Raw genomic sequence first — 24,784 nt, 5'->3', positions numbered from 1 at the left:
GTCTCCGGTTTAAAACGTAAAGGATGTCCCCGGTTTCTACCCGAGCAAGCCCGCTCCCACAGGAGATTGAGGTCAAATTGCAAATCCTGCGTTCGCCAAAGATCCAATGTGGGAGCGGGCTTGCTCGCGAATGCGGCTTCACTTTCAACAGAGATGTTGACTGACCCGACGCCTTCGCGAGCAAGCACGCTCCCACAGGAGATTGAGATCAAATTGCAAATCCTGCGTTCGCCAAAGATCCAATGTGGGAGCGGGCTTGCTCGCGAATGCGGGTTCACTTTCAACAGAGATGTTGACTGACCCGACGCCTTCGCGAGCAAGCTCGCTCCCACAGGGATTGAGGTCGTACACAAATGCTGTGGTCGCCGAAGATCCAATGTGGGAGCGGGCTTGCTCGCGAATGCGTCGTGTCAGTCGATGATGGGTCGACTGACACACCCTCTTCGCGAGCAAGCCCGCTCCCACAGGTGGCTCAGGGTTGTACGACGGCTCCCGGCACCAACGGTAATTCCAGGCTGGCGATAAACCCGCCGTCCGGGTGATTGGCCAGGACCAGGCTGCCGCCATGCCGTTCGGCGGCTCGCCGGGCGATGGCCAGGCCCAGGCCATGACCGGCCGCAGTCTGCCCCGGCGCGCGGTAGAAGGGTTCGCCCAGCAGGTTCAAGTGCTCGGCCTCGACTCCCGGCCCATGATCACGCACGCTGACCACCATTCGCTCGCCCTGGCGCGAGGCCTGCAATTCAATCGGCTGACCCACCGGGTTGAAGCGCTGGGCATTGCGCAGCAGGTTGTCCACAGCGCGTTCGATCATGGTCGGCCAGCCCTTGAGGTTCAACTGCGGCTCAGCTTGCAGGTGCACGGTCTGTTCCGGGAAACCCAGTTGCGCGTCCTTTTGCAGGGTGTGAAGCAAAGCGTTGAGATCGACTTCTTCGGCACTGGCGTTGTCCGCATCGACCCGAGCCAGGACCAGGATTTCGCTGATCAAGGCTTCCAGTCGGTCGCATTCCCGCGTCAGGCGCGGCCAGAGTTTTTCCCGTTCTTCGGGGTTGGCCCGCTCGGCCAGGGCCAGGGCAATGCGCAACCGGGCCAGGGGCGAGCGCAGCTCGTGGGACACATCCCGCAGCAATTGCCGCTGGCTGCCGATCAGGCTTTGCAGGCGCGCACCCATGCGGTTGAAGTCGTTGGCCAGCACACCGAATTCATCGCGGCGGTTGGCCAGTTTTACCAGGCTGTTCTGCTGATAGGTGGTTTGCCCCAGGTCATGCACCGCGCCGCGCAAACGGCTGAGGGGGCGGGTGATCGAGAGTGTCACCAGCAAACTGAACAAGGTCAGCACCACCAGCGCGATACCCAGCGCACTCAACGGCCAGAGCAGGCTTTCGCGGTGCCAGGAATCCAGTTCCGGGTGCGGGATGCGGTAGATCAGCAGATAGGTGTTGCCGGTTTTTTCGCTGGTGTACTCGGCGGTCAGGCGGCGCCATGGCAGGCGACGATCATCATCATTCTGCCGCGCTTCAAACGCTGCCGCCCGGCGCGGGAAAGTGCCGCGCACCACCGGGTCGCCGCTCTCGTTAAGCACCTGGACGTCGATGTGATATTGGCGTTTGCGTTGTTCGAGAATGTCCTGTGCGGCGTCTTCACCCTGGGCTTCGTAGGTTTGTGTCCATTCTTCGGCCAGTGTGTTGAGGCCCGGATGGCGGCTGAGAATCCACGCGTCCTGGTTGAGCATGTGCCCCAGCAAAAGGGAAAGCCCTGCAACCAGAGCGATGGCCAGCCAGAAGCTGGCCAGGATACGCCAAAACAATGAACGCACGGAAAATCCTCAAGCAAACACAAGATCCTTGTAGGAGCGAGGCTTGCCCGCGAAGGCGATTTAATGACCAACAGAGATGTTGAATGTTAAATCGCCTTCGCGGGCAAGCCTCGCTCCTACACGGATCTAAATGGCAAAAAAACCGACGGGGTTAACCGTCGGGTCTGTGGTTAACGCATTATTGCGCTTTTTGCGGCTGCTGCGCTTTCCAGGCCTTGAACTCGGCCCATTCCGCACGACGCTCGGCCTGTTTCTTCTGGATCTCGTCGAATTTCTTCTGTTGATCCGGTTTCAGCACGGCGCGGACATCGGCCTGGGCTTTCTGATGCTTGGTGGCCATTTCGTCTTTCATGGCTTTCTGGTCAGCCGGGGAGAGTTTCTCCAGGTATTTCTCGACCAGTTGTTTGCGATCATGCATCTGCTCGCCCATGATTTTACGGATCTGCTCACGTTGTTCGCGGCTCAGGTCCAGTTGGCTGTACGGGCCGCCTTTACCGTGATGGTACATCTGACCGCCGTGGCGCGGGCCGTCCAGCGGGCCACCCATCGGGCCGGCACCTTCAGGCATGGCCATGGCAACGGTCGGCAGGGCGGCGGCGAACATCAGAGCGATAAGAGTCTTGCGCATGGTGAATCTCCTTGTCTCGTTCCCGGTAAGTTCCGGATGAGTTCAGATTACGGAGATCAAGGTCAGCGGCGGTCAGCGGAGCGTAAAGCTTGGGTAAAGACAGTTTTGCGCCGACCTGACACTTCTGCGAGGCACTGGTCTGTGGCGAGGGAGCTTGCTCCCGTTGACTGCGCAGCAGTCTGCTTCTTTTCAGGTCAAGAGAGGGCCGCTTCGCAGCCCAGCGGGAGCAAGCTCCCTCGCCACAGGTCGCATTTAGCCAGTTAGAGGCTGTAGTAGTAGCCGCGGCTACGCAGGGCGACGATGCGCGGGCGACCATCGGGGTGCGGGCCGATCTTTTTGCGCAGGTTGCTGACGTGCATGTCCAGGCTGCGGTCGTACAGGGTCAGCTTGCGACCCAGGGCGATTTGCGCCAGTTCCTGTTTATCCAGGGGCTCGCCGGGTTGCTTGATGAGGGCTTCGAGCAAGCGGCTTTCAGAGACGGTGAGGGTGAATTCCTGTTCATCGATGCTGACCACGCCGCGCACCGGGCTGAAGCAAAGGTCACCGAGTTCGAGCTGGCTCGACACGGCTGCCGGATGACTGCGGCGTAATACGGCGCGCAACCGGGCTGTCAGTTCTCGTGGGTCGCACGGCTTGGCCAGGTAATCGTCGGCGCCCAGTTCCAGGCCGAGAATGCGGTCCAGGGGTTCGCCCCGGGCCGAGAGCATCAGCACCGGCAAGTCGGGGTGGTCGCTGCGCAACTGCTTGAGCAACTCCAGGCCACTGCCGTCGGGCAGCATCACGTCCAGCACCACGGCGGCGGGGGAGGTTTCGGCCAACGCACGGCGGGCACTCTGGCCATCGTGACAGGCACGGACCACAAAACCTTCCTGGCTCAACCAACTGCCCAGGAGCTCACACAGCTCCTGGTCATCATCAATTAATAACAGCTCGCTCATGACTCACTCAATTTAGCCATTGCCGACGTTTTCGACTTGCTCCACTGGCAAAGATACCGCAGAGCAGGGCCAATAGCGCTACTCCGCCACCGGTGACGAACCATTGTTGCTGATCGGTCAGCAAGCGAGGCAGCGGGCTGCTGGCCAGGGCCTCCTTGAGTTGCAGCTTCAAACGCTGATTCTCCTGGCGCAGCCGGCTCAACTGGGCGCTTTCGCGTTCGCCATCGGCACTTTGCAGTTGTTTGTTCAGTTCTTCTCGTTGCTGCTCGCTGACCTTCAAGCGTTGCTGCAACTCGGCGATCTGGCTGCCGGCGCTCAAGGACAGCGGCGTGGAATTGCTGCCAGCGGCAGCCTCTTCACCGTGCGCGGGAGCCACGATCGACAACGTCACCAACATCAGACACAACGGACCCTTGCGCATCACGACTCCTGATTCCAATCGAGTTATTGGGCAAGTTGTCGGCAGGCAAACGAGAATAATGAGCGATTGAGAGCGCGATGAACCGACAAGGTTCATCGCGAGGGGGAAATTTACGGCAGGACTTGCTTGAACGGCTTCACGGAAACGTTGGCGTAGACGCCTGCGGCGACGTACGGGTCAGCGTCGGCCCAGGCTTGCGCAGCGCTCAGGGAATCGAATTCGGCGACAATCAGGCTGCCGGTGAAACCCGCAGCGCCCGGATCATTGCTGTCCACGGCCGGGTTGGGGCCGGCCAGCACGATGCGGCCTTCGCCCTTGAGCACTTGCAGGCGCTCAAGGTGTGCCGGGCGTGCGCCCAGGCGAGCTTCCAGGGAGTTGGCGACGTCTGTTGCAACGATGGCGTAGAGCATGTCAGTCCTCGGTTTTTGGCGTTGTAGTGTCGGCGTCATGCAGGTGGCGGGACAGGTAGATGCCCTGCGCAACCAGGAACAGCAGCGTCATGCCCAGGCTGCCGAACACCTTGAAGTCAACCCAGTAGTTCTGGAAGGTGAAGGCGACGAACAGGTTGGCAGCGCCGCAGAACAGGAAAAAGGCGATCCAGGCGATGTTCAGGCGGGTCCAGACTGCATCCGGCAGGGTCAACGCGTGGCCCATAATGCGTTTGATCAGCAGTTGATCACCGATGAAGTGACTGCCGATGAAGGCCAGGGCGAACAGCCAGTTGACTACCGGGGCTTTCCATTTCAGGAAGGTTTCGCTGTGGAACGCCAGGGTCAGGCTACCGAAGACCAGGCAGGCGATCAGCGTCAGCCACTGGCTTTTCTCCAGCTTGCGCTGCTTGATGAAGATCGTGCCGTATACCACCAGGGAACTGATGATCAGCATCGCCGTGGCGCTGTAAATACCGCCTACAGTGACCTCATGTCCGGCAATGTCGACGACCCGTGGATCGATTTTGAAGACGATGAAAAACAGCAGAAGCGGGATGAAGTCGATGAATTGTTTCACAGTGGCAGCCAGAAGCAGGATGTGTCGGCATAATAACAAACATATTGGCGCGCGATAGCGCCAGCTGATTTGAGGTTACAAAGCCCTGTGAATGTTGATTTGCACTGCCATAGCACGGCCTCCGATGGCGCCCTGGCGCCTGCGGTACTGGTTGCGCGTGCGTTCGAGAAAGGCGTGCGAGTCCTGGCCTTGACCGATCACGACACCCTCGAAGGCCTCGATGAGGCCCGCAGCGCCGCCACCGCGTTGGGGATGCAACTGGTCAACGGTGTCGAATTGTCCTGCACCTGGGGCGGTGCGACCATTCATGTGTTGGGCTACGGTTTCGACGTCAACGCCATACCATTGGTCGAGGCAATCGCCAGATTGCACGATGGCCGTTGGCTACGGTCAGAAGAAATAAGCCGCAAACTGGCGCTTAAAGGTATGCCAGGCGCGATGGACGGTGCCCGGGAGATGCAACAAGCATTGGGCGACAGCGGCAACGCGCCGGCCCGTCCGCATTTTGCCGACTGGATGGTGCGTGAAGGTTACGTCAAGGATCGCGCCGAGGCCTTCCGCAAATGGCTGGGCGCCGGCAAGCTGGGGGACGTCAAGCAACACTGGCCGACCCTCGAAGACACCGTCGCGACCCTGCGTGCCGCCGGTGCCTGGGTCAGCCTGGCGCATCCGTGGCATTACGATTTCACTCGCAGCAAGCGTCGTCGCCTGATTTCTGACTATATTCAAGCGGGGGGCCACGCGATTGAAGTGGTCAATGGCCATCAGCCCGCCGAACAGGTCGGCAGCCTGGCCATTCTTGCTCGCGAGTTCGGTCTGCTGGTCAGCGCCGGCAGTGATTTTCATGGCCCTGGAGGCTGGTCGGAAATCGGTGAATACCGCCCGGTTCCGGAGGATCTGCCACCGTTATGGTGTCGATTCAAACATGACCCAATTATTGCCGCCGTCTGAACAGGTAGAGAATGTGAGTCAATTTTTCCAGATTCATCCGGAAAACCCGCAAGCGCGCCTGATCAAACAGGCGGTCGAGATCATCCGCAAAGGCGGGGTGGTGATTTACCCTACAGACTCGTCCTACGCCATTGGTTGCCAGATCGGCGACAAAAACGCTGTGGAGCGCGTGCGACGGTTGCGTGGGCTGGATGACAAACACAACTTCGCGCTGATTTGCAGCGACCTGTCGCAACTGGGGCTGTTCGCCAAGATCGACACCGGCACCTTCCGCATCCTCAAGGCCCACTTACCTGGGCCTTATACGTTCATTCTCAACGCCACCCGGGAAGTGCCGCGCCTGTTGCTGCACGCCAAGAAGCGCACCATTGGCCTGCGGGTGCCGAGCCATCCAATTGCCCTGGCGCTGCTGGCCGAATTGGGCGAGCCGCTGATGAGCGTGACCCTGATCATGCCCGGCGACACCGATCCGCTGAGCGATCCCCATGAAATGCGCCAGTTGCTGGAGCACCAGGTGGACCTGATCATCGACGGCGGTTTCGGCGGGATCAAGGCGTCCACGGTGATCAACCTGGCCGACGGCGAGCCCGAAGTGATCCGCGTCGGTTGCGGCGACCCCACGCCGTTCATGGCCGAGGCCTAGATGTCCGCAGTAGAACCCGTCGACAGTCAGGCCGGAGCCCAGCAAGAGCTGCCCTTCGCCATGGTCTATGGCCAGGCGGTCATGGAAATGCCGCTGGACCTGTACATCCCGCCGGATGCCCTGGAAGTCTTTCTCGAAGCCTTTGAAGGCCCGCTCGATTTGCTGCTGTACCTGATCCGCAAACAGAACATCAACATCCTCGACATCCCGGTGGCGGAAATTACTCGCCAATACATGGGGTATGTCGAGCTGATGCAGTCGGTGCGCCTGGAACTGGCCGCCGAGTACCTGGTGATGGCGGCGATGCTGGCCGAGATCAAGTCGCGGATGCTCCTGCCCCGTGCCGAATCCATCGAAGCCGAAGAAGACGATCCTCGGGCCGAACTGATCCGTCGCTTGCAGGAATACGAGCGCTTCAAAGCCGCTGCCGAAGGCATCGACGGCCTGAGCCGGGTCGGTCGCGATGTGGTGGTGCCCAAGCTCGATGCCCCGGAAGCCCGGGCGCGCAAGCTGTTGCCGGATGTCAGCCTGGAAGAATTGCTGATGTCCATGGCCGAGGTGCTGCGCCGGGGCGACATGTTCGAAAGCCACCAGGTCAGCCGCGAGGCGTTGTCCACTCGCGAGCGCATGAGCGATGTGCTGGAGCGGCTCAAGGGTGGCGGTTTCGTGCCCTTTGTCGAGCTGTTCACTGCTGAGGAAGGACGGCTTGGGGTGGTGGTGACCTTTATGGCGATCCTCGAACTGGTCAAGGAATCCTTGGTCGAGCTGGTGCAAAATGAAGCGTTCGCGCCGATCCATGTGCGGGCCCGAGCCGAATAACGAGTTGAATCATGAACCTGACTGAACCCCGCGAGCTGGCGCCACTGCTTGAAGCCTTTCTGTTGGCCTCGGGAAAACCGCAATCCCTTGAACGCCTGTTCGAACTCTTCGAAGAGGGCGAACGGCCCGAGCCACCGGTATTCAAGAAAGCCCTGACGATCCTGGCCAAGTCCTGCGACGGTCGCGCCTTCGAACTGAAGGAAGTCGCGTCCGGCTATCGCCTGCAGATTCGCGAAAAGTTTTCGCCGTGGGTCGGCCGCTTGTGGGAAGAACGCCCGCAGCGTTATTCCCGGGCCATGCTCGAAACCATGGCGCTGATCGCCTACCGCCAGCCGATCACCCGGGGCGAGATCGAAGACGTGCGCGGAGTGGCGGTCAACAGCCACATCGTCAAGACGTTGCTGGAGCGCGAGTGGATTCGCATCGTCGGTTACCGCGATGTGCCGGGCAAACCGGCGATGTTCGCCACCACCAAGGTGTTTCTCGATCACTTCAACCTGAAAAACCTCGACGATTTGCCGCCGCTCGCTGAGCTGCGGGAAATGGAGCCGGACCCCGTGCTCGATTTCGACGACGCGCCGGTGCCGGCCGGGTTGCAGGAACTGGCCGACGCCAGCGCCGAGCCGGAAGAACCCAAGGAAGAAACCAGTTTCCACACGCTGTTGCTGGAACTGGATGATATGGAGCAGGGGATCAAGACCGACTTTGATGACTTGTTGCGTGATGGGGCGGTGACGGAGGGCGAGGAGGTTCAGGAGCAGTCCGAGCCTGAGATTGAAGTTGAACTTCAGCCTGAGCCTGAAGCCACAATCGAAGATGAGCCGCAAGCAGAGCTTGAAGACGATGTCCTCGGCGTGGCCGAAGCGCGAGAGAAACTCCTGGCCGCCGTCGCTGCTTTAGAGCAGCACAAACCGGAACCCGAGCTCAGCGACGAAGAAGCCGAAGCCCGCGCCCTCGCCGAAGCGATCGAAGCCGAACGCCGGGAATTCGACGACTGACCCCACACCCGCGGGCAACGCAGCTCCCCTTGTGGGAGCGGGCTTGCTCGCGAAGGCGGCTTATCATTCAACATAGATGTCGCCTGACACTGCGCATTCGCGAGCAAGCCCGCTCCCACAGTGGACCTGAGCCGCACCGAACCCTGTGGGAGCGAGCTTGCTCGCGATAGCAATCTATCAGTCACTCAGATGTTGAATGTGCCGCCCTCATCGCGAGCAAGCTCGCTCCCACAAGGGTTTGTGGAGTTTTCTGGAGTAGGTATGAGCTCAACCAAAGACCCCTGCATCAGCATCTGCAAGTTCACCGACGACATCTGCGTCGGTTGCGGGCGCAGCAAGCGCGAAATCAAGGCCTGGAAGAAACTCGACAAGGCCGACAAGCGCACGGTGCTGGCCGAGGCGGCGCTGCGCTTGATCAAGCTCGGCGCCACCGGTCGGCGGAAAAGCAAGTGAATCTGCATTCATCAGCTAGTCTCTGATGCGCGAACGCTGACATGAGCGTATGATTCGCGACCCTCCGGCGATCCCTTCGTCCGAGACCCAGTTTTACATCGCTTCAGGCCCCTCACCCCAGAGCTGCCTGAACAGACCACACCGGGAGGTGCCCAGATGAGTATCAACGACCAGAAAGACGACGCCGAAATCGGCCCAGCAGGCGAAAAACTGCAGAAAGTCCTCGCCCGTATCGGCGTCGGCTCGCGCCGTGACGTGGAAGCCTGGATCAGCCACGGCCGCATCAAGGTCAACGGCAAAGACGCCACCCTTGGTCAGCGCGTCGACATGCACGACGCCATCACCATTGATGGCCGTGTGATCAAGCGCGAAGAAGCCGCCGAGTCGGTACGCCGCGTGATCATGTACAACAAGCCCGACGGCGAAATCTGCACCCGCCTTGACCCGGAAGGCCGTCCGACCGTATTCGACAAGATGCCAAAACCGAAAGAAGGTCGCTGGATCAACATCGGTCGCCTGGACATCAACACCACCGGTCTGCTGATGTTCACCACCGACGGTGAACTGGCCAACCGCCTGATGCACCCTTCCTACGAAATGGACCGTGAATACGCGGTACGTGTGCGTGGCGAAGTCGATGACGAGATGATCGAGCGTCTGAAAGCAGGCGTCGTCCTCGAAGACGGCCCGGCCAAGTTCACCGACATCAAGCAGGCGCCGGGTGGCGAAGGTTTCAACCACTGGTATCACTGCGTGGTGATGGAAGGTCGCAACCGCGAAGTTCGTCGCTTGTGGGAATCCCAGGGCCTGGTGGTCAGCCGTCTGAAGCGCGTGCGTTTCGGTCCGGTGTTCCTCAACTCCGACCTGCCGATGGGCCGCTGGCGCGAAATGAGCCAGTACGAAGTCGACATTCTCAGTGCCGAGGTTGGCCTGACGCCTGTGGCCATGCCGCAGATGAACGCCAAGAGCAAAGACAAGCTTGATCGCATGCAGCGTAAATCGTCGCGTCCGATGGGCAAGACCGAGCGTGTGCGTTCGTTGCGTCCAGCCATCGGCAACCAGACCGCTGCAACCCCGCGTGATACCCGTGAACCGCATTTCGAAGGCGAGCGTCCAGCACGCAAGCCGGCAGAACCGCGTGCTGATGGTGAGCGCGGTCCACGCACGCCACGTCCGGCCAACGGTCGCACCGAGCGCGGCGAAGGCCGTGGTGCTCCGTCCGGTGGTCGTAGCGATCGCGGTGCTCCTCGTGGTGAGTCCCGTGGTGATTCGAGTCGCGGTACGCCGGTGGCAGACCGTCCGGCCGACACCAAGCGTCCGGCCAAGGCACCGGCGAAGAAACGCCCAGGCATCGTTCTGGTCAACAAGGACGCGCCATCGGGCAAACGCCGTGGCGCGCCAGCCGGTTCGGGTCAGCGTCCTGGGTTTGGGCGTCGTAAGCCGGAGTGAAGCAGCGGTGAGTTTTTAGCTGCAAGCTGCAAGTGAAAAACGCCAACCTTAGGGTTGGCGTTTTTTTTGGACGGGCTTTAAGGGTGTAGTGAATGTTCGGGCCTCTTCGCGAGCAAGCCCGCTCCCACAGGTGACCGAGTTCTATCAGGGGAATGCGATCAACTGTGGGAGCGGGCTTGCTCGCGAAGGCGCCAGCAACAGCACCGCTTTCTCACGGACTAAAACACAAACCGCCCATCAAACACCGGCTCATCATCCAGCGCCAACACGCCTCCGGAGAAGATCAGGTCCAGGTGATGACTGCCCTTGGCCCCGCCACCCAACCCAAGGTGCAAGCCGCAATGGCGCTCCTCGAACCCGGCGTTGCGCGCATAGAGCGCCTTCACGCCTTCGTTGGTGCCGATGCCCAGCTCCTCGATCCGCCGATTCGACGGATTGGCGTCCAGGAACTTATTGAAATCATGTTCCAGCCCCGGCACGTCCGTGGCGATTTTGCTGATGGTCGAGTTCTCGATCCACAACTCCAGCGGCGACTCCAGCACCCCATATTTGCGGGCAAACGGAATGGTGCTGAGGAACGTCCCCATAAACTTCACACGGCCGTTAATGTCTTCGCTGTGGGTGGCTATTTCACCGGGCGCCAAATCAAAGTTGCCGACACCGTTGATGTCCGTCCACTTCTTGATACTGCTTAGCGGTGTTTCGAACCATGAGCCGTGATCATCTTTGAAACTCAGGGTCGTGGCGTGGGACATGCGCTGGATCAGGTGGCTGTTCAACCCGGCAATACGCTGTGGGGTGACGCTGAACGTGTCGTAGAAGTAATCGCCGTAATCCTTGAACAGCAGCGACTTCTTCCAGTTTTCTGCCATCACCCCTTGCAGTGCGCGGAGGAATTCCGGGCCTTCGGGGCGCGGGTTGGGCAGGGTGGAAGAGTCGTAGAAGAAAATGTACAGATCGCTGTCGGCAATCGCCTCGGCCAGCAAGTCCGTGGGTTCGAGGTCCAGGCGCAGCGCGCTGAAGCTGAAGAGAGGGCTGTTACCTGCCTGTTCGGCAATGGCGCCGGTCAGTGCTTCGTAATCAGCGGTGTGGCCGAGCAAGACCTTCGCCGGGTTGATGCCGACTAGGGCCGGGTGTTGTTCGAGGTAGTAAAGGAAATGCGAGATGGCGCGTTGCTTATCCATGTAGTCCTCCCTGACAAACCGAGCAAATGGGGCAGGCACAACCGGCCGGATCGTACCTGCCGGGGATGGCTTACAGAGGCCACATCGCCGTGCCGAACGGAACAACCGCGTCGGCTTGCATCATTTCTACGGCGGCTTCATGGGTCGGTGCTTCAAACCATTCGTCCAGTTGCAGTTCAGTTTCCAAGTCTTTGTCCAGTTGCATAGTGAATCTCCCAGATGACTTTTGAGGTAAAAAACTGGCCGGTCGATGCGGCTCGGCAAGTCGCTGAAAACCTAGTTCACAGGGTTTTGGAATGCAAAAAAATAATCAAATAAGATTTATTTGATTTTTTTATTCTGTTTTTTGCCGGGCACTTTGTTATTAAAAAACAGAAAACTAACTCGACCATTTCCGTAGGAAGCTTCCTTTCGTCAATTTGCAGTCGTCTTACGAAAAGATCTGATTTGGCAATATTTCGTTACGCTTTGTCAGAGAATCTTTACGAAATACAGCGCCAAACCTCGCCGGATCAGTCTTTCAAAAGCGTTGTAAGGAAATCCTTCCGCCCATCCTCCGATCAGCCGTGCCTGAGGGCTCTGGTCCGCTTGTTTCGGCGGCGTTTGCAGGGTGAGATGCGCCCCATGCCTGTCGTGCAGGTGCATAACAAGAAGGAGGCGCAATGAACGCCGTGAATCATCTCCATCTCTCCCCGTGGGCCGATTTTTCCATCGTCCGCGCCGATGACCTGCAAAGGTCTGACTCTCTTTTTGCAGCCGCCCGAGACCCTCGGGGCGGACACAGGCAATCCCGGCAACCGACGCGCTGATCCAGCGGTGTCTGGCAGCAGGGGGTTAGCGGTGTACAATGCGCCGCGTTTTAACTGTGACCTCCTGCGCACCTGCGCAAACTTCAAGGCTATCCGTCTTGTTCACTCCGCCGCGCCACAAGCGTGTCGGGTTCGATTTCGTCACAGATAAAAACAAACAGGTGACGCATGACCGTAGTAAATACGCTGAACTCCTGGTGCTTGCGCTGGGGTTTGATCGGCGCTGCTTGAAATTGCAACCGAGCAGCAACGTCTACTGAACATCATCAAACCTTGCGTGAGACCCTTTTCATGAGTGGACAAAACTCGCATTCAGGCGAGCTTAAACGCGGCCTGAAAAATCGCCATATCCAGCTGATCGCCCTCGGTGGCGCGATCGGCACCGGGCTGTTCCTCGGCTCGGCGGGCGTCCTCAAATCCGCTGGCCCGTCGATGATCCTCGGCTACGCCATTTGCGGCTTCATTGCGTTCATGATCATGCGCCAGCTCGGCGAAATGATCGTCGAAGAGCCGGTGGCCGGTTCCTTCAGCCACTTCGCGCACAAATACTGGGGCGGTTTCGCCGGTTTTCTCTCGGGCTGGAACTGCTGGATCCTGTACATCCTGGTGGGCATGTCGGAGCTGACCGCAGTCGGCAAGTACATCCACTACTGGGCGCCGGATATTCCGACCTGGGTCTCGGCGGCCGGTTTCTTCGTGCTGATCAACCTGATCAACCTGGCCAACGTCAAAGTGTTTGGCGAGGCCGAGTTCTGGTTCGCGATCATCAAGGTCGTGGCGATTGTCGGCATGATTGCCCTGGGCAGCTATTTGCTGGTCAGCGGCAACGGCGGCCCGCAGGCGTCGGTGAGCAACCTGTGGTCCCACGGCGGCTTCTTCCCGAACGGTGTGAGCGGTCTGGTGATGGCCATGGCGATTATCATGTTTTCCTTCGGCGGTCTGGAAATGCTCGGTTTCACCGCAGCTGAAGCCGACAAGCCGAAAACCGTGATCCCGAAAGCGATCAACCAGGTGATTTACCGGATCCTGATTTTCTACATCGGCGCCCTGGTGATCCTGCTGTCGCTGACGCCATGGGACAGCCTGCTGGCGACCCTGAATGCGTCCGGCGATTCCTACAGCGGCAGCCCGTTCGTGCAAGTGTTCTCGATGTTGGGCAGCAACACTGCCGCGCACATCCTCAACTTTGTGGTCCTGACAGCGGCATTGTCGGTGTACAACAGCGGCACCTACTGCAACAGCCGCATGTTGCTGGGCATGGCCGAGCAGGGCGATGCGCCGAAGGCCCTGGCGAAGATCGACAAGCGCGGCGTGCCGGTGCGTTCGATCCTGGCGTCGGCGGCGGTGACGTTGATCGCCGTGTTGCTGAACTACCTGATCCCGCAAAACGCCCTGGAGCTGTTGATGTCCCTGGTGGTGGCGACCCTGGTGATCAACTGGGCGATGATCAGCTTCTCGCACTTCAAGTTCCGCCAGCACATGAACAAGACTAAACAGACGCCGCTGTTCAAGGCCTTGTGGTATCCGTACGGGAACTACATCTGCCTGGCGTTCGTGGCGTTCATCCTGTGCGTGATGCTGTTGATCCCGGGCATCCAGATCTCGGTGTACGCGATCCCGGTGTGGGTCGCGTTCATGTGGGTCTGCTACGGCATCAAGAACAAACGCAGCGCGCAGCACGCGTTGCACACTGCAGTGAAATAAACGCAGCACGCAGAAACCACAAACCCGGCCATGTGCCGGGTTTGTGGTTTTCAGGGTTCACACAACCCCCTGTAGGAGCAAGGCTTGCCCGCGAAGAGGCCAGCACATTCAGCATTGATTCCGACTGACCCACCGCCTTCGCGAGCAAGCCCGCTCCCACAGTGGATTTGTGTTGAACACAGCATCCGCGAACACCACCCCACCCCTGTAGGAGCGAGGCTTGCCCGCGAAGGCGTCGGTACATTCAGCATTGATGTTGGAGGTGCCGACGCCTTCGCGCGCAAGCTCGCTCCCACAGTGGATTCGGTGCTGTCAGTGATTATTTTTCATCCAGGAAGCTCTGCACCGATGCATTGAAAAACGCCGGGTCCTGGATGAAGGCGAAATGGCTGACATTCGGCAGGATCAACAGGCCGGCACCGGGAATGGCCGAGGCCATGTATTCGGTGTGTTCGCGCTTGATCGCCTCGTCATGGTCGCCATCAACGATCAAAACCGGGCTTTTGATCTTGGCCAGGTCTTCGGTGGTCCAGTTGGGCTGGCTCGCCCACATATGGCTGATTTGTTCGACGAACGCATCGTATTCCTTAGGTGTGGGCGACAGCTTCGCGTACTCCTTGCCGGCGCGTTCAATGTAGGCGGCGAAGGTCGGGTTCTTCTCGACGCCTTCCTTGACCCCCGATGTCTGAGTATTGGCGGCGAAGGCGAACACTTTGCCGACGCGCTGCGGATAGCGCATGGCCAGATCCAGCCCGAGAATCGCGCCGTCACTCCAGCCCACGAAGTCGGCGCGCTCGATCTTCAGCTTGTCGAGTACCGCGATGACGTCGTCCGCCATCAGGTCATACCCGAAAGGTCGCGCATCTCGCGAACTGCGACCATGGCCACGGCTGTCGAGGGTGATGACCGTGTGCTTTGCCGAGAGCGCCTTGACCTGATTGCCCCAGTAATCGGAGTTGGCCAGACCGCCATGAAGCAGTACAACGGGTGAGCCGTGACCGGTGATCGAGTAATAAAGCTTGATGCCGTTGACGTCGGCACGGCCGGTTTTTGCGCTAGTGATCGGGGCGGGGGTGGCCGGCAGTGTTTCCCAGCGCTCGGTGGCGTGAGCCGTGTTGAATGACATCAGCAAACAGAAAGCAGCGAGTAAGCGACGAGGCATGGGTCTCTCCGTTAAAAAGGCCTGATCGGCGTGATCCGGATTCTTTAGCGTAGAGCAAACCCCTGTGGGAGCGAGCCTGCTCGCGAAAGGGTCATTACATCCAGCATTGATTTCGACTGGTACACCGCATTCGCGAGCAAGCCCGCTCCCACAAGGATCTATGCGAGCCCATCCTCCGCGAACACCACAAATCTCCTGTGGGAGCGTGGCTTGCCCGCGAAGGCGTCGGTACATTCAGCATTGATGTTGGATGTGCCGACGCCTTCGCGAGCAAGCCACGCTCCTACAGGGGCTGCATTCGTTCAGCGCATTCGCGGTATCCTGCACGCCCTGAACCCGGACGCTTTTTTCCATGCTGGTAATCTCCAACAATGTGCATCTGCCAGATGCCGAGATCGAGTTGACCGCCATCCGCGCTCAGGGCGCCGGTGGGCAGAACGTCAACAAGGTCTCCAGCGCGATGCACCTGCGCTTCGACATTCCGGCCTCGTCCTTGCCCGAGTTCTACAAGGAGCGGCTGCTGGCGCTGCGGGACAGTCGCATCACCAGCGAAGGTGTGTTGATCATCAAGGCCCAGCAATACCGCACGCAGGAAGCCAATCGCGCCGATGCGCTGGAGCGGTTGGTGGAGTTGATTCTCAGCGCCACCAAAGTCGAGAAGAAGCGTCGCCCGACCAAGCCGACCCTCGGTTCGAAGAAGCGTCGGCTGGAATCGAAGACCAAGCGCGGCAGCATCAAGGCTGGGCGCGGCAAGATCGACTTTTAGCGGGCGTCGCGTTCTTCGCGATACTTGGGCGCTTGTCGGTACAGATAAATGCTCAGCATCAAACCGCTGAGCGCGGCGAGGGCCGCAAACAGGAAGATCGAAGCAAAACCAAACCCGGCCGCAATCGCCCCCGCCAACGGCCCGGTAATCCCCAGCGACAAATCGATAAACAACGAATAGGCCCCCACCGCCGCGCCGCGACTGGACGCCGGCACCAGGTTGACCGCTTCCACGCCCAGCGCCGGGAACACAAGCGAGAAGCCGAAACCGCTCAGCGCCGCACCGGCCAGCGCCCAATGGGCATCCGGCGCCAGCCACAGCAGCAACAAGCCCAGGGTTTCCACCGACAGGCAGGCAATCGCCACGCGAAAGCCGCCGAGGCGGTTGATCAGGTTGCCGAACAACAGTCGCGCACCAATGAAACTGGCACCGAACAGGCTCAGGCACAGCACGGCATTCGACCAATGCTGCGTCGCGTAGTACAGGGTGATGAAGGTGGCGATAGTGCCGAAACCGATGGAGCCCAGCGCGAGGCCGCAACCGTGGGGCAATACCCGGCCCAGCACATGCATGAACGGCAGGCGTTCACCGACGACAATCGGCGCGGCGGTTTTCGGCCAGGCCAGCGCCAGACCCAGTATGGCCAGCAACACAATGCTCACGCCCATGCTCCACAAGCCCAGTTCACCGACCAGCCACACCCCCAGCGGTGCGCCGATGGCGATGGCGCCGTAACTGGCGATGCCGTTCCAGGAGATGACTTTGGCGGTGTTCGCCGCGCCAACCCGGCCGATGCCCCAGCCGATCGAGCCCGAGCCCACCAGGCTTTCCGCGCTGCCGAGTATCAGGCGGCCGATCAACAGGCTGATCAGGCTGAGCATCGGCAGGCTTTGGGTCCAGGCCGAAATCAGCATGAACACCCCACTCAAGCCGCAGCCAGCGAGGCCGTACATCACCGCCAGTTTGCTGCCTTTGTTGTCGATGATGCGCCCGGCGTAAGGGCGACTGAGCAGGGTGGCAAGGTATTGCACGCTGATCACCAGCCCGGCGATCACCGCGCCGAAGCCCAGGTCACTGTGGACATAGCCCGGCAACACGGCCAAGGGAATGCCGATGTTGAGGTAGCCGATGAAGGTGAACAGGACGATGGAAACGACTTGCAGCGTGACCGCCAGGGGGCGCTGGTTTTCTGACATGGGTAAAGGTCCACGGGGCAGCAGGATAGATAGGCTGCTTATGATAGCGGCGGGAAGGGCGGGCGGTCGTGGAAAAGTAAAACTATTTGCCGGGCGGGGGTGAATCAGGATTTGGCAGGGGCGACCAGTTGCGTGGTAACCAGGGCGGCGAGGGCGTTTTCTTCGCTGCCGAAGCGGGCCAGCAGGGCGGCTTGTTTTTCCGGGGAGAGGCGATTCCAGATCTCGATCATTTTCTCGGCGGTGCCGATTAGAACGCTGGCCTGGGTTTCAGAAAATTCATCGGTCATGGCGGGGTGCTCGGGGTTCAGGCGGTGTGGAAAGCGCATGTTAGCGCTTTCCACACGGTCTGGCATTGCAGGTGTTTCAGTCTTCGCTGTCAGTCTTTCGACTGTCAGTGGCTTCTTTCGGCTCGGGCTGTTGGGCGCCGGCTTGTTGCGTGGTTGTCTGCTCAGTTTCGTGCAGGCTTGGGAAGGGGAGATTAGGGATCTCGTGCATGTTCGCGCTCCTCGCAAAGTCTGTTGATAGATCTGGTAGATCCGCGCTTTTAAAAAGCTTGGGCAGGATACAGCAGGAGAAATGACAAACAGACTTTTATATCCATTTGTTTCGACGAGTGGGATTGTCTAGACAGGTCGCTAGCAGTCACACAAATCAAATGTGGGAGCGGGCTTGCTCGCGAATGCGGTGTGTCAGTCGACATCAACATTGACTGACACTGCGCTTTCGCGAGCAAGCCCGCTCCCACAGGGGAATTACCAATGTTTGAGGGTTATTTGCAGACTTCGGCAATCGCCTCGGCCAACAGCGCCAGCCGCGTTGCATCAATCCCCGCCACGTTCGCCCGCCCGGAGCTGACCATGTACACGCTGTGATGCTCGCGCAGTTGCTTGACCTGCTCCGGCGACAAACCGGTGTAGGAGAACATCCCGCGTTGCACGCCAATGTGCGCAAAGCGCTCGCGCAAGCCGTGGGGCTCAAGGGCTTCCACTAGACCGCTGCGCAGTTGCGCGATACGCAAGCGCATGGCTTCCACTTCGTCGGCCCACAGGCTTTTCAGCTCCGGGTCGCCAAGGATGGTCGCCACTACGGCCGCGCCGTGATCCGGCGGTGTCGACCACAGGTTGCGGGCGATGTTGGCCAGTTGGCTGCGGATATCCACCAGTTTGTCGGCGGTTTTCGCACAGACAATCAGCGCGCCGGTGCGGTCGCGGTACAGGCCGAAGTTCTTCGAGCAGGAGCTGGTGATCAGCACTTCCGGCAACGCATCGACGAATAATCGGGTGGACCAGGCGTCCTGTTCCAGGCCATCGCCGAAACCTTGATAAGCGAAGTCGATCAGCGGCAACAACTCGCGGCGGCGGACCACGTCGAGCACCCGGCGCCAATCGTCATGGGACAGATCGAAACCGGTTGGGTTGTGGCAGCAGGCGTGCAGCAGCACCACGTCGCCCTTGGGCGCTTCGTTGAGCACCGCCAGCATGGCATCGACATCGAGACGGTTGTCGCTGCCCACGTACGGGTAGTGGCTGACCTTGACCCCGGCCGTGGCGAAAATCGTTTCATGGATCGGCCAGGTCGGGTTGCTCAGCCATACGCCACGGCCCGGCAGCATGTGCGCGATGAAGTCCGCGCTCAAACGCAGGGCGCCAGTGCCGCCCGGGGTCTGGGTGACACCGGCCCGCTGCTCGGCGATCAGAGGCGAATCGGCACCCAGCACCAACTCGTTCATGACTTTGCCGAACGCCGGTTCGCCGTGACCACCGATGTAGGTCTTGGTGTTCTGGCGATCCACCAGACGCGCCTCGGCGAGTTTTACCGCTTGCGGAATCGGCGTCAGGCCCTGGGCGTCTTTATAGACACCCACGCCCAGGTCGAATTTGCGCGGGTTGGGGTCCTGCGCATAGGCCTCCATCAGGCCGAGAATCGGGTCGCCGGGTACTCGGCCGATGGCGTCGAAATGCATTATTTGCGGCCCTCGGCGTCCTTGGCCACTTCATCAGTGCGCGCGGCCATGATGAAGTCGTTGCGGTGCAGGCCTTTGATGGAGTGGCTCCACCAGGTCACGGTGACTTTGCCCCACTCGGTCAACAGGCCCGGGTGGTGACCTTCGGCCTCGGAGATTTCACCGACCGCGTTGGTGAACGCCAGGGCATGTTTGAAATTCTTGAACAGGAAAACTTTTTCCAGCTGCATCACGCTGTCGCGCACTTCAATGTTCCAGTCAGGGATCTGCTTGATCAGGACCGGCAGTTCTTCGTCGCTGACCTGGGGGGCGCCGGCTTGGCAGGCTTCGCAGTGGGCTTGGTTCAAAGCGGACATGGTCTGTTTCCTGTATCGAGTTTTTTTATATGGGCTATATCGGCCGTCAATGCCGACACGCTAAACCAAAGCCGCGCCGACTGACAGGCTCACTTGTCAGTAAAAGTCGCGGTTCACGCGGCCTTCGGTTTGGGTGGGAATTTCGGAGCGTGCAAGCCCAGCTGCATGCCTTGCTTGACCATGGCCATGATGTCTTCATGGGCCACGTCGAACAGACGCTTGAGGTTGGGCAGCACAAAGTACAGCGGTTGCAGAATGTCGATGCGATACGGCGTGCGCATGCATTCCAGCGGATCGAAGGCCTGATGTTCCGGTTCGTCCGACAGGCAGTAAACTGTTTCTTTGGGTGAGGACAGGATGCCGCCGCCGTAGATGCGCAGGCCCTCTGGCGTGTCGACCATGCCGAACTCGATGGTCATCCAGTACAGGCGCGCCAGGTAAACGCGTTCTTCCTTGGTGGCCTGTAGGCCGAGTTTGCCGTAGGTGTGGGTAAATTCAGCAAACCAGGGGTTGGTCAGCAGCGGGCAGTGGCCAAAGATCTCGTGGAAAATGTCCGGCTCTTGCAGGTAATCCAGCTCCTCGCGGGTACGAATAAAGGTCGCCACCGGAAACTGCTTGCTGGCGAGCAATTCGAAAAAGGTCTGGAAGGGAATCAGCGCCGGAACCCGGGCTACTTGCCAACCGGTGGTTTCACCGAGGACTTTGTTGATCTCGCCCAATTGCGGAATGCGGTCGTGGGGCAGACCGAGTTTTTCGATACCGTCCCGGTATTCCTGGCACGCACGCCCTTCGATCACTTTCAGTTGACGAGTGATCAGCGTGTTCCACACCGCATGTTCTTCGGCGGGGTAGTCGATAAAACCTTGCGCATCGGGCTCGCGGGCCACGTATTGCGTCTGCTTCATGCTGCTCTCCTGCTAGGGGAATTCGTTCTTGTTATGTACAGCTATGGACCTAGAGATACCCCAAGGCGTGCGGTGATGCAGCGGGTGGATTGCAGCTCGCGTAGGAAAAGTCCGTGATTTTCGTAAAGTTTTCGTTACGGATTGGTGGGTGTGGCGCAGGTATTGAGTTTTTCGGGTTTGAAAAGGGCTGTGGGTGTCACATAATCTTGACGACTAACTTTGCGCCCTGTCAGAAAATTCCATCCGCAGGCACCGCAATAACCCTGTGGGAGCGGGCTTGCTCGCGAAGGCGTCGTGTCAGCCAATGATGATGTCGACTGACACTCCCTGTTCGCGAGCAAGTCGAATCGTCGCACCGCCGCTCCCACAGGAGGTATGTGTTTGGCATCCAATTCACTCACCGCTTTTTCGGGCCTTTTATATGCGTATCAAAGTCCACTGCCAAAACCGCATCGGCATCCTGCGCGACATCCTTAACCTGCTGGTGGAATACGGGATCAACGTCGCCCGCGGTGAGGTGGGCGGTGAGCATGGCAACGCGATCTACCTGCATTGCCCGAACCTGATCAACATCCAGTTCCAGGCGTTGCGTCCGAAATTCGAGGCGATTGGCGGAGTATTCGGCGTCAAGCGTGTAGGGCTTATGCCCAGCGAGCGTCGGCACATGGAGCTCAATGCGCTGCTCGGCGCCCTGGAATTCCCGGTGCTATCGATCGACATGGGCGGCTCGATCGTCGCGGCCAACCGGGCGGCGGCGCAGTTGCTCGGTGTGCGGGTGGACGAGGTGCCAGGGATCCCTTTGTCCCGTTACGCCGAAGATTTCGACTTGCCGGAGCTGGTGCGCGCCAACAAATCGCGGATCAATGGCCTGCGGGTCAAGGTCAAGGGCGACGTGTTTCTCGCCGACATTGCGCCGTTGCAATCGGAGCACGACGACAGCGAGGCCATGGCCGGCGCCGTTTTGACATTGCACCGGGCGGACAGGGTCGGGGAGCGCATCTATAACGTGCGCAAACAGGAACTGCGCGGTTTCGACAGCATCTTCCAGAGTTCGAAAGTCATGGCGGCAGTGGTGCGCGAGGCCCGACGCATGGCGCCACTGGACGCGCCGCTATTGATAGAAGGCGAAACCGGCACCGGCAAGGAACTGCTGGCCCGGGCCTGTCACCTGGCCAGCCCTCGCGGTCAGTCGCCGTTGATGGCGCTCAACTGCGCCGGTCTGCCGGAGTCCATGGCCGAGACCGAGTTGTTCGGTTATGGCCCCGGCGCCTTCGAAGGGGCGCGGGCCGAAGGCAAACTCGGGCTGCTGGAGCTGACGGCGGGCGGCACGTTGTTTCTCGATGGCGTCGGGGAAATGAGCCCGCGCCTGCAGGTGAAATTGCTGCGCTTTTTGCAGGACGGTTGCTTCCGGCGTGTCGGCAGCGATGAAGAGGTCTACCTCGATGTACGGGTGATCTGCGCGACCCAAGTGGACCTGTCCGAGTTGTGTGCCCGAGGCGAGTTTCGCCAGGATTTGTATCACCGCTTGAACGTGCTGTCGTTGCACATCCCGCCGCTGCGCGAATGCCTCGACGGTTTGACGCCGTTGGTGGAGCACTTCCTCGACCAGGCCAGTCGGCAGATCGGTTGTCCGTTGCCGAAACTGGCACCGGCGGCGATGGAGCGGCTCAGTCATTACCACTGGCCGGGCAATGTGCGGCAGTTGGAGAACGTATTGTTCCAGGCGGTTTCCCTGTGCGAGGGCGGGACGGTCAAGGTCGAGCATATTCGCCTGCCGGACTACGGCGTGCGTCAGCCCCTTGGCGATTTCTCGCTGGAAGGTGGATTGGATGCGATTGTCGGGCGCTTTGAGAAAGCGGTGCTGGAGCGCTTGTATTCCGAGCATCCGAGCAGTCGGCAACTGGGGAAACGGTTGGGGGTTTCGCACACGACCATTGCCAATAAATTGCGCGAGTACGACGTTGGTAAGACTGAGTCATAGCCAATAGGTGTTGTGTCTGTGATGGCCTCTTCGCGAGCAAGCCCGCTCCCACAGGGGAATGCGATCACCTGTGGGAGCGGGCTTGCTCGCGAAGGCGGCAGTCCGGTCAACCTCCAGGTCAAGCCTTGCCACCAAACGGCATAACACCGCCGGTTTTTCGACTTCGACACAATCCCCTCATCCCCTCAAAACCCCTCAAGTCCTTTGTTTGCCGGGCCCGGCGCTGTCAGAAAAAAGTTGGTCTGCAAATTGCTTAAGGCTCAGAAGTACAGCAGTGGGCGGCAAACGTCCGGCAGGCAGAGGAAAGAGCGTGGACAAGTACCTTTATGTGGCAATGACCGGCGCCAGCCAGAATGCACTGGCGCAGAAGGCTCATGCGAACAACCTGGCGAACATCTCCACCAACGGTTTTCAGAAGGACCTGGAACAGGCCCGTTCGATGCCGGTGTTTGGTGACAGCTTTCCGGCGCGTGCCTATGCCATGACCGAACGCCCGGCCACTGACTTCTCGCCTGGTTCGATGGTGGAAACCGGCCGTGACCTCGACGTCGCCGTGACCGGCAATGGCTGGATCGCGGTGCAGAGCCCCGATGGCAGCGAAAACTACGTGCGCACCGGCAGCCTGAACATTGACGCCCTCGGCGTGTTGCGGGCCGGCAATGGTATGCCGGTAATGGGCAATGGCGGGCCGATTGCCGTGCCGCCCGAGCAGAAAATCGAAGTGGGCGAGGACGGCACCATCAGCATTCGTTCGATGGGTGAAGGCCCACGGGTGATGGCCGAAATCGACCGCATCAAACTGGTCAACCCAGACCTGAAGAACATGACCAAAGGCCTGGATGGTTCGATCCACACCAAGGACGGCAAGCCGGCGCAAGCCGATGCGGGCGTCAAACTGGTGTCCGGGTTCCTTGAGTCGAGCAACGTCAACGCCGTGGAAGAGATGACCTCGGTGCTGGCTTTGTCGAAGCAATTCGAGCTGCACATCAAGATGATGAACACCGCCAAAGACGATGACCAGGCCATGGCTCGGGTCTTGCAGATCAGCTAATTACCAGAACGTCGCGCCGTAAAACAGGCGCACGAGGAGAATCGAAATGCTTCCGGCTCTATGGGTTGCCAAAACAGGTCTGTCCGCCCAGGACACTAACCTGACCACCATTTCCAACAACCTGGCGAACGTATCGACCACGGGTTTCAAACGTGATCGCGCCGAGTTCCAGGACTTGCTGTACCAGATCAAACGCCAGCCTGGCGCCCAGTCGACCCAGGACAGCGAATTGCCGTCCGGCCTGCAATTGGGTACGGGTGTGCGCATCGTCGGCACCCAGAAAAACTTCTCCGCCGGCAGCCTGCAAACCACCGAGCAGCCGCTGGACCTGGCGGTCGACGGTCGCGGTTTCTTCCAGATCCTGCAACCGGACGGCACCACGTCCTACACCCGTGACGGCACGTTCCACCTCGATTCCAACGGCCAGATCGTCAACGCCAGCGGTTTCGCCCTGGAACCGGCCATTGTCATCCCGAACAACGCCCAGACCTTCACCGTCGGCACTGACGGCACGGTGTCCATCACCGTTCCCGGCAACCCGGCCTCCCAGGTGATCGGCAACCTGCAAACCGCCGACTTCATCAACCCGGCCGGTCTGCAAGCAGTGGGTAACAACCTGTTCCTGGAAACCGCCGCCAGCGGTGCGCCGCAAGTCGGCACGCCGGGCCTGAACGGTTTCGGCACCACGCTGCAGAACACCCTGGAAGGTTCCAACGTCAGCACCGTTGAAGAGATGGTCAACATGATCACCACTCAACGCGCCTACGAGATGAACTCCAAGGTGATCTCCACCGCCGACCAGATGCTCTCGTTCGTAACGCAGAATCTGTAATCAAGTCTATGGGGCGGCCATACGGGCGCCAGCAACACCGTGAGGTAGGGTCATGAATCGCTTTGTATCTGTTGTGGCACTGAGTGGGGTGGTCGCGCTCGCGGGCTGCGTCGCGCCGACGCCTAAACCCAATGACCCTTACTACGCCCCGGTGTTGCCGCGAACGCCGTTGCCGGCGGCCGCCAACAATGGCTCGATCTACCAGGCCGGTTTCGAACAGAACCTGTACAGCGACCGCAAGGCGTTCCGGGTCGGTGACATCATCACCATCACCCTGAACGAGAAGACCCAGGCCAGCAAAGGCGCCAACTCGCAGATCGATAAGACCAGCAAGACCGGCATCGGCCTGTCGTCGCTGTTCGGTGGCGGCTTGAGCACCAATAACCCGGTGGGCGGCGGTGACCTGAGCCTGGACGTCGGCTACAGCGGCGACCGCGCCACCAACGGCGCCAGCAAGTCCGGCCAGAGCAACAGCCTGACCGGTTCGATCACCGTGACCGTCGCCGACGTCTTGCCCAACGGCATCATCGCCGTGCGCGGCGAGAAGTGGATGACCCTCAACTCCGGTGATGAGCTGGTGCGGATTGCCGGTCTGGTGCGCGCCGATGACATCGCTACCGATAACACCGTGTCGTCGACCCGCGTCGCCGATGCACGTATCACCTATTCGGGCACCGGTGCGTTTGCCGATGCGAGTCAGCCAGGCTGGTTCGACCGTTTCTTCCTCAGCCCGCTGTTCCCTTTCTAGGTGGCT

Annotated in this window: 27 protein-coding genes; 12 read left to right on the top strand and 15 right to left on the bottom strand. The window is 60.0% G+C overall.

Translation table 11 applies throughout. The annotated features are described in order from the left end of the window. Window positions 1–472 precede the first annotated feature (472 nt). From BK665_RS25015 to BK665_RS24990, 6 genes are all read right to left on the bottom strand, one after another. Entirely contained in the window at window positions 473–1,813 is a 1,341-nt protein-coding gene (locus BK665_RS25015) for a sensor histidine kinase (protein ID WP_123409239.1), read from the bottom strand. A gap of 178 nt (window positions 1,814–1,991) precedes the next feature. Further along, window positions 1,992–2,441, bottom strand: coding sequence for a Spy/CpxP family protein refolding chaperone (locus BK665_RS25010; RefSeq protein WP_123409238.1), 450 nt, complete (start codon window positions 2,439–2,441; stop codon window positions 1,992–1,994). 260 nt (window positions 2,442–2,701) lie between these two features. Next, on the bottom strand, window positions 2,702–3,379 hold the full coding sequence (locus tag BK665_RS25005) for a response regulator transcription factor (protein ID WP_123409237.1): 678 nt from the start codon (window positions 3,377–3,379) through the stop codon (window positions 2,702–2,704). Window positions 3,380–3,386: 7 nt separating this feature from the next. After that, a complete protein-coding gene (locus BK665_RS25000) occupies window positions 3,387–3,800 on the bottom strand; it encodes an SH3 domain-containing protein (RefSeq protein WP_123409236.1) in 414 nt (137 codons plus the stop codon). Between the two features lie 110 nt (window positions 3,801–3,910). After that, window positions 3,911–4,210 carry a YciI family protein gene (locus tag BK665_RS24995; protein WP_123409235.1) on the bottom strand — a complete coding sequence of 100 codons (300 nt, stop codon included), beginning with the start codon at window positions 4,208–4,210 and terminating at the stop codon, window positions 3,911–3,913. Window position 4,211: 1 nt separating this feature from the next. Further along, the gene (locus tag BK665_RS24990) at window positions 4,212–4,808 is read right to left on the bottom strand and encodes a septation protein A (RefSeq protein ID WP_123409234.1); all 597 of its coding nucleotides are present in this window, start codon (window positions 4,806–4,808) and stop codon (window positions 4,212–4,214) included. An 87-nt stretch (window positions 4,809–4,895) separates the two neighbouring features. Between BK665_RS24990 and BK665_RS24985 the strand changes: the two genes are divergently transcribed. From BK665_RS24985 to rluB, 6 genes are all read left to right on the top strand, one after another. Then, entirely contained in the window at window positions 4,896–5,759 is an 864-nt protein-coding gene (locus BK665_RS24985) for a PHP domain-containing protein (RefSeq protein ID WP_123409233.1), read from the top strand. 13 nt (window positions 5,760–5,772) lie between these two features. Further along, entirely contained in the window at window positions 5,773–6,402 is a 630-nt protein-coding gene (locus tag BK665_RS24980) for an L-threonylcarbamoyladenylate synthase (RefSeq protein WP_123409248.1), read from the top strand. Further along, on the top strand, window positions 6,403–7,221 hold the full coding sequence (locus BK665_RS24975; protein ID WP_123409232.1) for a segregation and condensation protein A: 819 nt from the start codon (window positions 6,403–6,405) through the stop codon (window positions 7,219–7,221). 11 nt (window positions 7,222–7,232) lie between these two features. Next, window positions 7,233–8,219, top strand: coding sequence for an SMC-Scp complex subunit ScpB (scpB, locus tag BK665_RS24970; protein ID WP_123409231.1), 987 nt, complete (start codon window positions 7,233–7,235; stop codon window positions 8,217–8,219). Between the two features lie 261 nt (window positions 8,220–8,480). Further along, window positions 8,481–8,672, top strand: a complete 192-nt coding sequence (locus tag BK665_RS24960; RefSeq protein ID WP_123409230.1) for a DUF1289 domain-containing protein — start codon at window positions 8,481–8,483, stop codon at window positions 8,670–8,672. A 156-nt stretch (window positions 8,673–8,828) separates the two neighbouring features. Next, a complete protein-coding gene (gene rluB, locus BK665_RS24955) occupies window positions 8,829–10,121 on the top strand; it encodes a 23S rRNA pseudouridine(2605) synthase RluB (RefSeq protein WP_123409229.1) in 1,293 nt (430 codons plus the stop codon). Window positions 10,122–10,339: 218 nt separating this feature from the next. Here the strand turns inward: rluB and BK665_RS24950 are convergent, their stop codons facing one another. Continuing rightward, on the bottom strand, window positions 10,340–11,305 hold the full coding sequence (locus BK665_RS24950; RefSeq protein WP_123409228.1) for a M29 family metallopeptidase: 966 nt from the start codon (window positions 11,303–11,305) through the stop codon (window positions 10,340–10,342). A gap of 70 nt (window positions 11,306–11,375) precedes the next feature. Next, window positions 11,376–11,510 carry a hypothetical protein gene (locus tag BK665_RS34975; protein WP_259699656.1) on the bottom strand — a complete coding sequence of 45 codons (135 nt, stop codon included), beginning with the start codon at window positions 11,508–11,510 and terminating at the stop codon, window positions 11,376–11,378. 895 nt (window positions 11,511–12,405) lie between these two features. On the opposite strand from BK665_RS34975, the gene BK665_RS24945 reads away from it, so the two are divergent. Next, the gene (locus BK665_RS24945) at window positions 12,406–13,818 is read left to right on the top strand and encodes an amino acid permease (protein WP_123409227.1); all 1,413 of its coding nucleotides are present in this window, start codon (window positions 12,406–12,408) and stop codon (window positions 13,816–13,818) included. Between the two features lie 319 nt (window positions 13,819–14,137). On the opposite strand, the gene BK665_RS24935 is transcribed toward BK665_RS24945, so the two are convergent. Beyond that, a complete protein-coding gene (locus tag BK665_RS24935) occupies window positions 14,138–14,980 on the bottom strand; it encodes an alpha/beta fold hydrolase (RefSeq protein ID WP_123409225.1) in 843 nt (280 codons plus the stop codon). A gap of 352 nt (window positions 14,981–15,332) precedes the next feature. On the opposite strand from BK665_RS24935, the gene arfB reads away from it, so the two are divergent. Beyond that, window positions 15,333–15,746 (top strand): alternative ribosome rescue aminoacyl-tRNA hydrolase ArfB, encoded by a 414-nt coding sequence (gene arfB, locus BK665_RS24930; protein ID WP_123409224.1) that lies wholly within the window; start codon window positions 15,333–15,335, stop codon window positions 15,744–15,746. On the opposite strand, the gene BK665_RS24925 is transcribed toward arfB, so the two are convergent. The 6 genes from BK665_RS24925 to phhA form a co-directional block, all read right to left on the bottom strand. Further along, a complete protein-coding gene (locus BK665_RS24925) occupies window positions 15,743–16,942 on the bottom strand; it encodes an MFS transporter (RefSeq protein WP_123409223.1) in 1,200 nt (399 codons plus the stop codon). The genes arfB and BK665_RS24925 overlap by 4 nt on opposite strands. A gap of 104 nt (window positions 16,943–17,046) precedes the next feature. Continuing rightward, window positions 17,047–17,229: a hypothetical protein gene (locus tag BK665_RS24920; protein ID WP_123409247.1), complete on the bottom strand. Its 183-nt coding sequence runs from the start codon at window positions 17,227–17,229 to the stop codon at window positions 17,047–17,049. 76 nt (window positions 17,230–17,305) lie between these two features. Continuing rightward, complete coding sequence (locus tag BK665_RS34970; RefSeq protein WP_259699655.1) at window positions 17,306–17,437, bottom strand: hypothetical protein; 132 nt, start codon at window positions 17,435–17,437, stop codon at window positions 17,306–17,308. A gap of 274 nt (window positions 17,438–17,711) precedes the next feature. Further along, window positions 17,712–18,905 carry an amino acid aminotransferase gene (locus tag BK665_RS24910; RefSeq protein WP_123409222.1) on the bottom strand — a complete coding sequence of 398 codons (1,194 nt, stop codon included), beginning with the start codon at window positions 18,903–18,905 and terminating at the stop codon, window positions 17,712–17,714. After that, window positions 18,905–19,261 (bottom strand): 4a-hydroxytetrahydrobiopterin dehydratase, encoded by a 357-nt coding sequence (locus BK665_RS24905; RefSeq protein WP_123409221.1) that lies wholly within the window; start codon window positions 19,259–19,261, stop codon window positions 18,905–18,907. Before BK665_RS24905 ends, BK665_RS24910 begins: the two co-directional genes overlap by 1 nt. 113 nt (window positions 19,262–19,374) lie before the next feature. After that, window positions 19,375–20,166, bottom strand: a complete 792-nt coding sequence (gene phhA / locus BK665_RS24900; RefSeq protein ID WP_123409220.1) for a phenylalanine 4-monooxygenase — start codon at window positions 20,164–20,166, stop codon at window positions 19,375–19,377. A 421-nt stretch (window positions 20,167–20,587) separates the two neighbouring features. Here phhA and BK665_RS24890 point away from each other — a divergent pair, with 421 nt between their 5' ends. From BK665_RS24890 to flgH, 4 genes are all read left to right on the top strand, one after another. After that, complete coding sequence (locus tag BK665_RS24890) at window positions 20,588–22,147, top strand: sigma-54-dependent transcriptional regulator (protein WP_123409218.1); 1,560 nt, start codon at window positions 20,588–20,590, stop codon at window positions 22,145–22,147. 310 nt (window positions 22,148–22,457) lie between these two features. Continuing rightward, on the top strand, window positions 22,458–23,198 hold the full coding sequence (gene flgF / locus BK665_RS24885; protein WP_123409217.1) for a flagellar basal-body rod protein FlgF: 741 nt from the start codon (window positions 22,458–22,460) through the stop codon (window positions 23,196–23,198). A gap of 46 nt (window positions 23,199–23,244) precedes the next feature. Further along, a complete protein-coding gene (gene flgG / locus BK665_RS24880; protein WP_054049256.1) occupies window positions 23,245–24,030 on the top strand; it encodes a flagellar basal-body rod protein FlgG in 786 nt (261 codons plus the stop codon). A gap of 52 nt (window positions 24,031–24,082) precedes the next feature. After that, the gene (gene flgH / locus BK665_RS24875; RefSeq protein ID WP_123409216.1) at window positions 24,083–24,778 is read left to right on the top strand and encodes a flagellar basal body L-ring protein FlgH; all 696 of its coding nucleotides are present in this window, start codon (window positions 24,083–24,085) and stop codon (window positions 24,776–24,778) included. Window positions 24,779–24,784 lie beyond the last annotated feature (6 nt).

It is taken from the genome of Pseudomonas frederiksbergensis (genome assembly GCF_003732665.1).
Taxonomy (GTDB): domain Bacteria; phylum Pseudomonadota; class Gammaproteobacteria; order Pseudomonadales; family Pseudomonadaceae; genus Aquipseudomonas; species Aquipseudomonas frederiksbergensis_G.
Note: the sequence above shows the minus strand (reverse complement) of the source record. Positions and strands in the feature narration are given on the sequence as shown.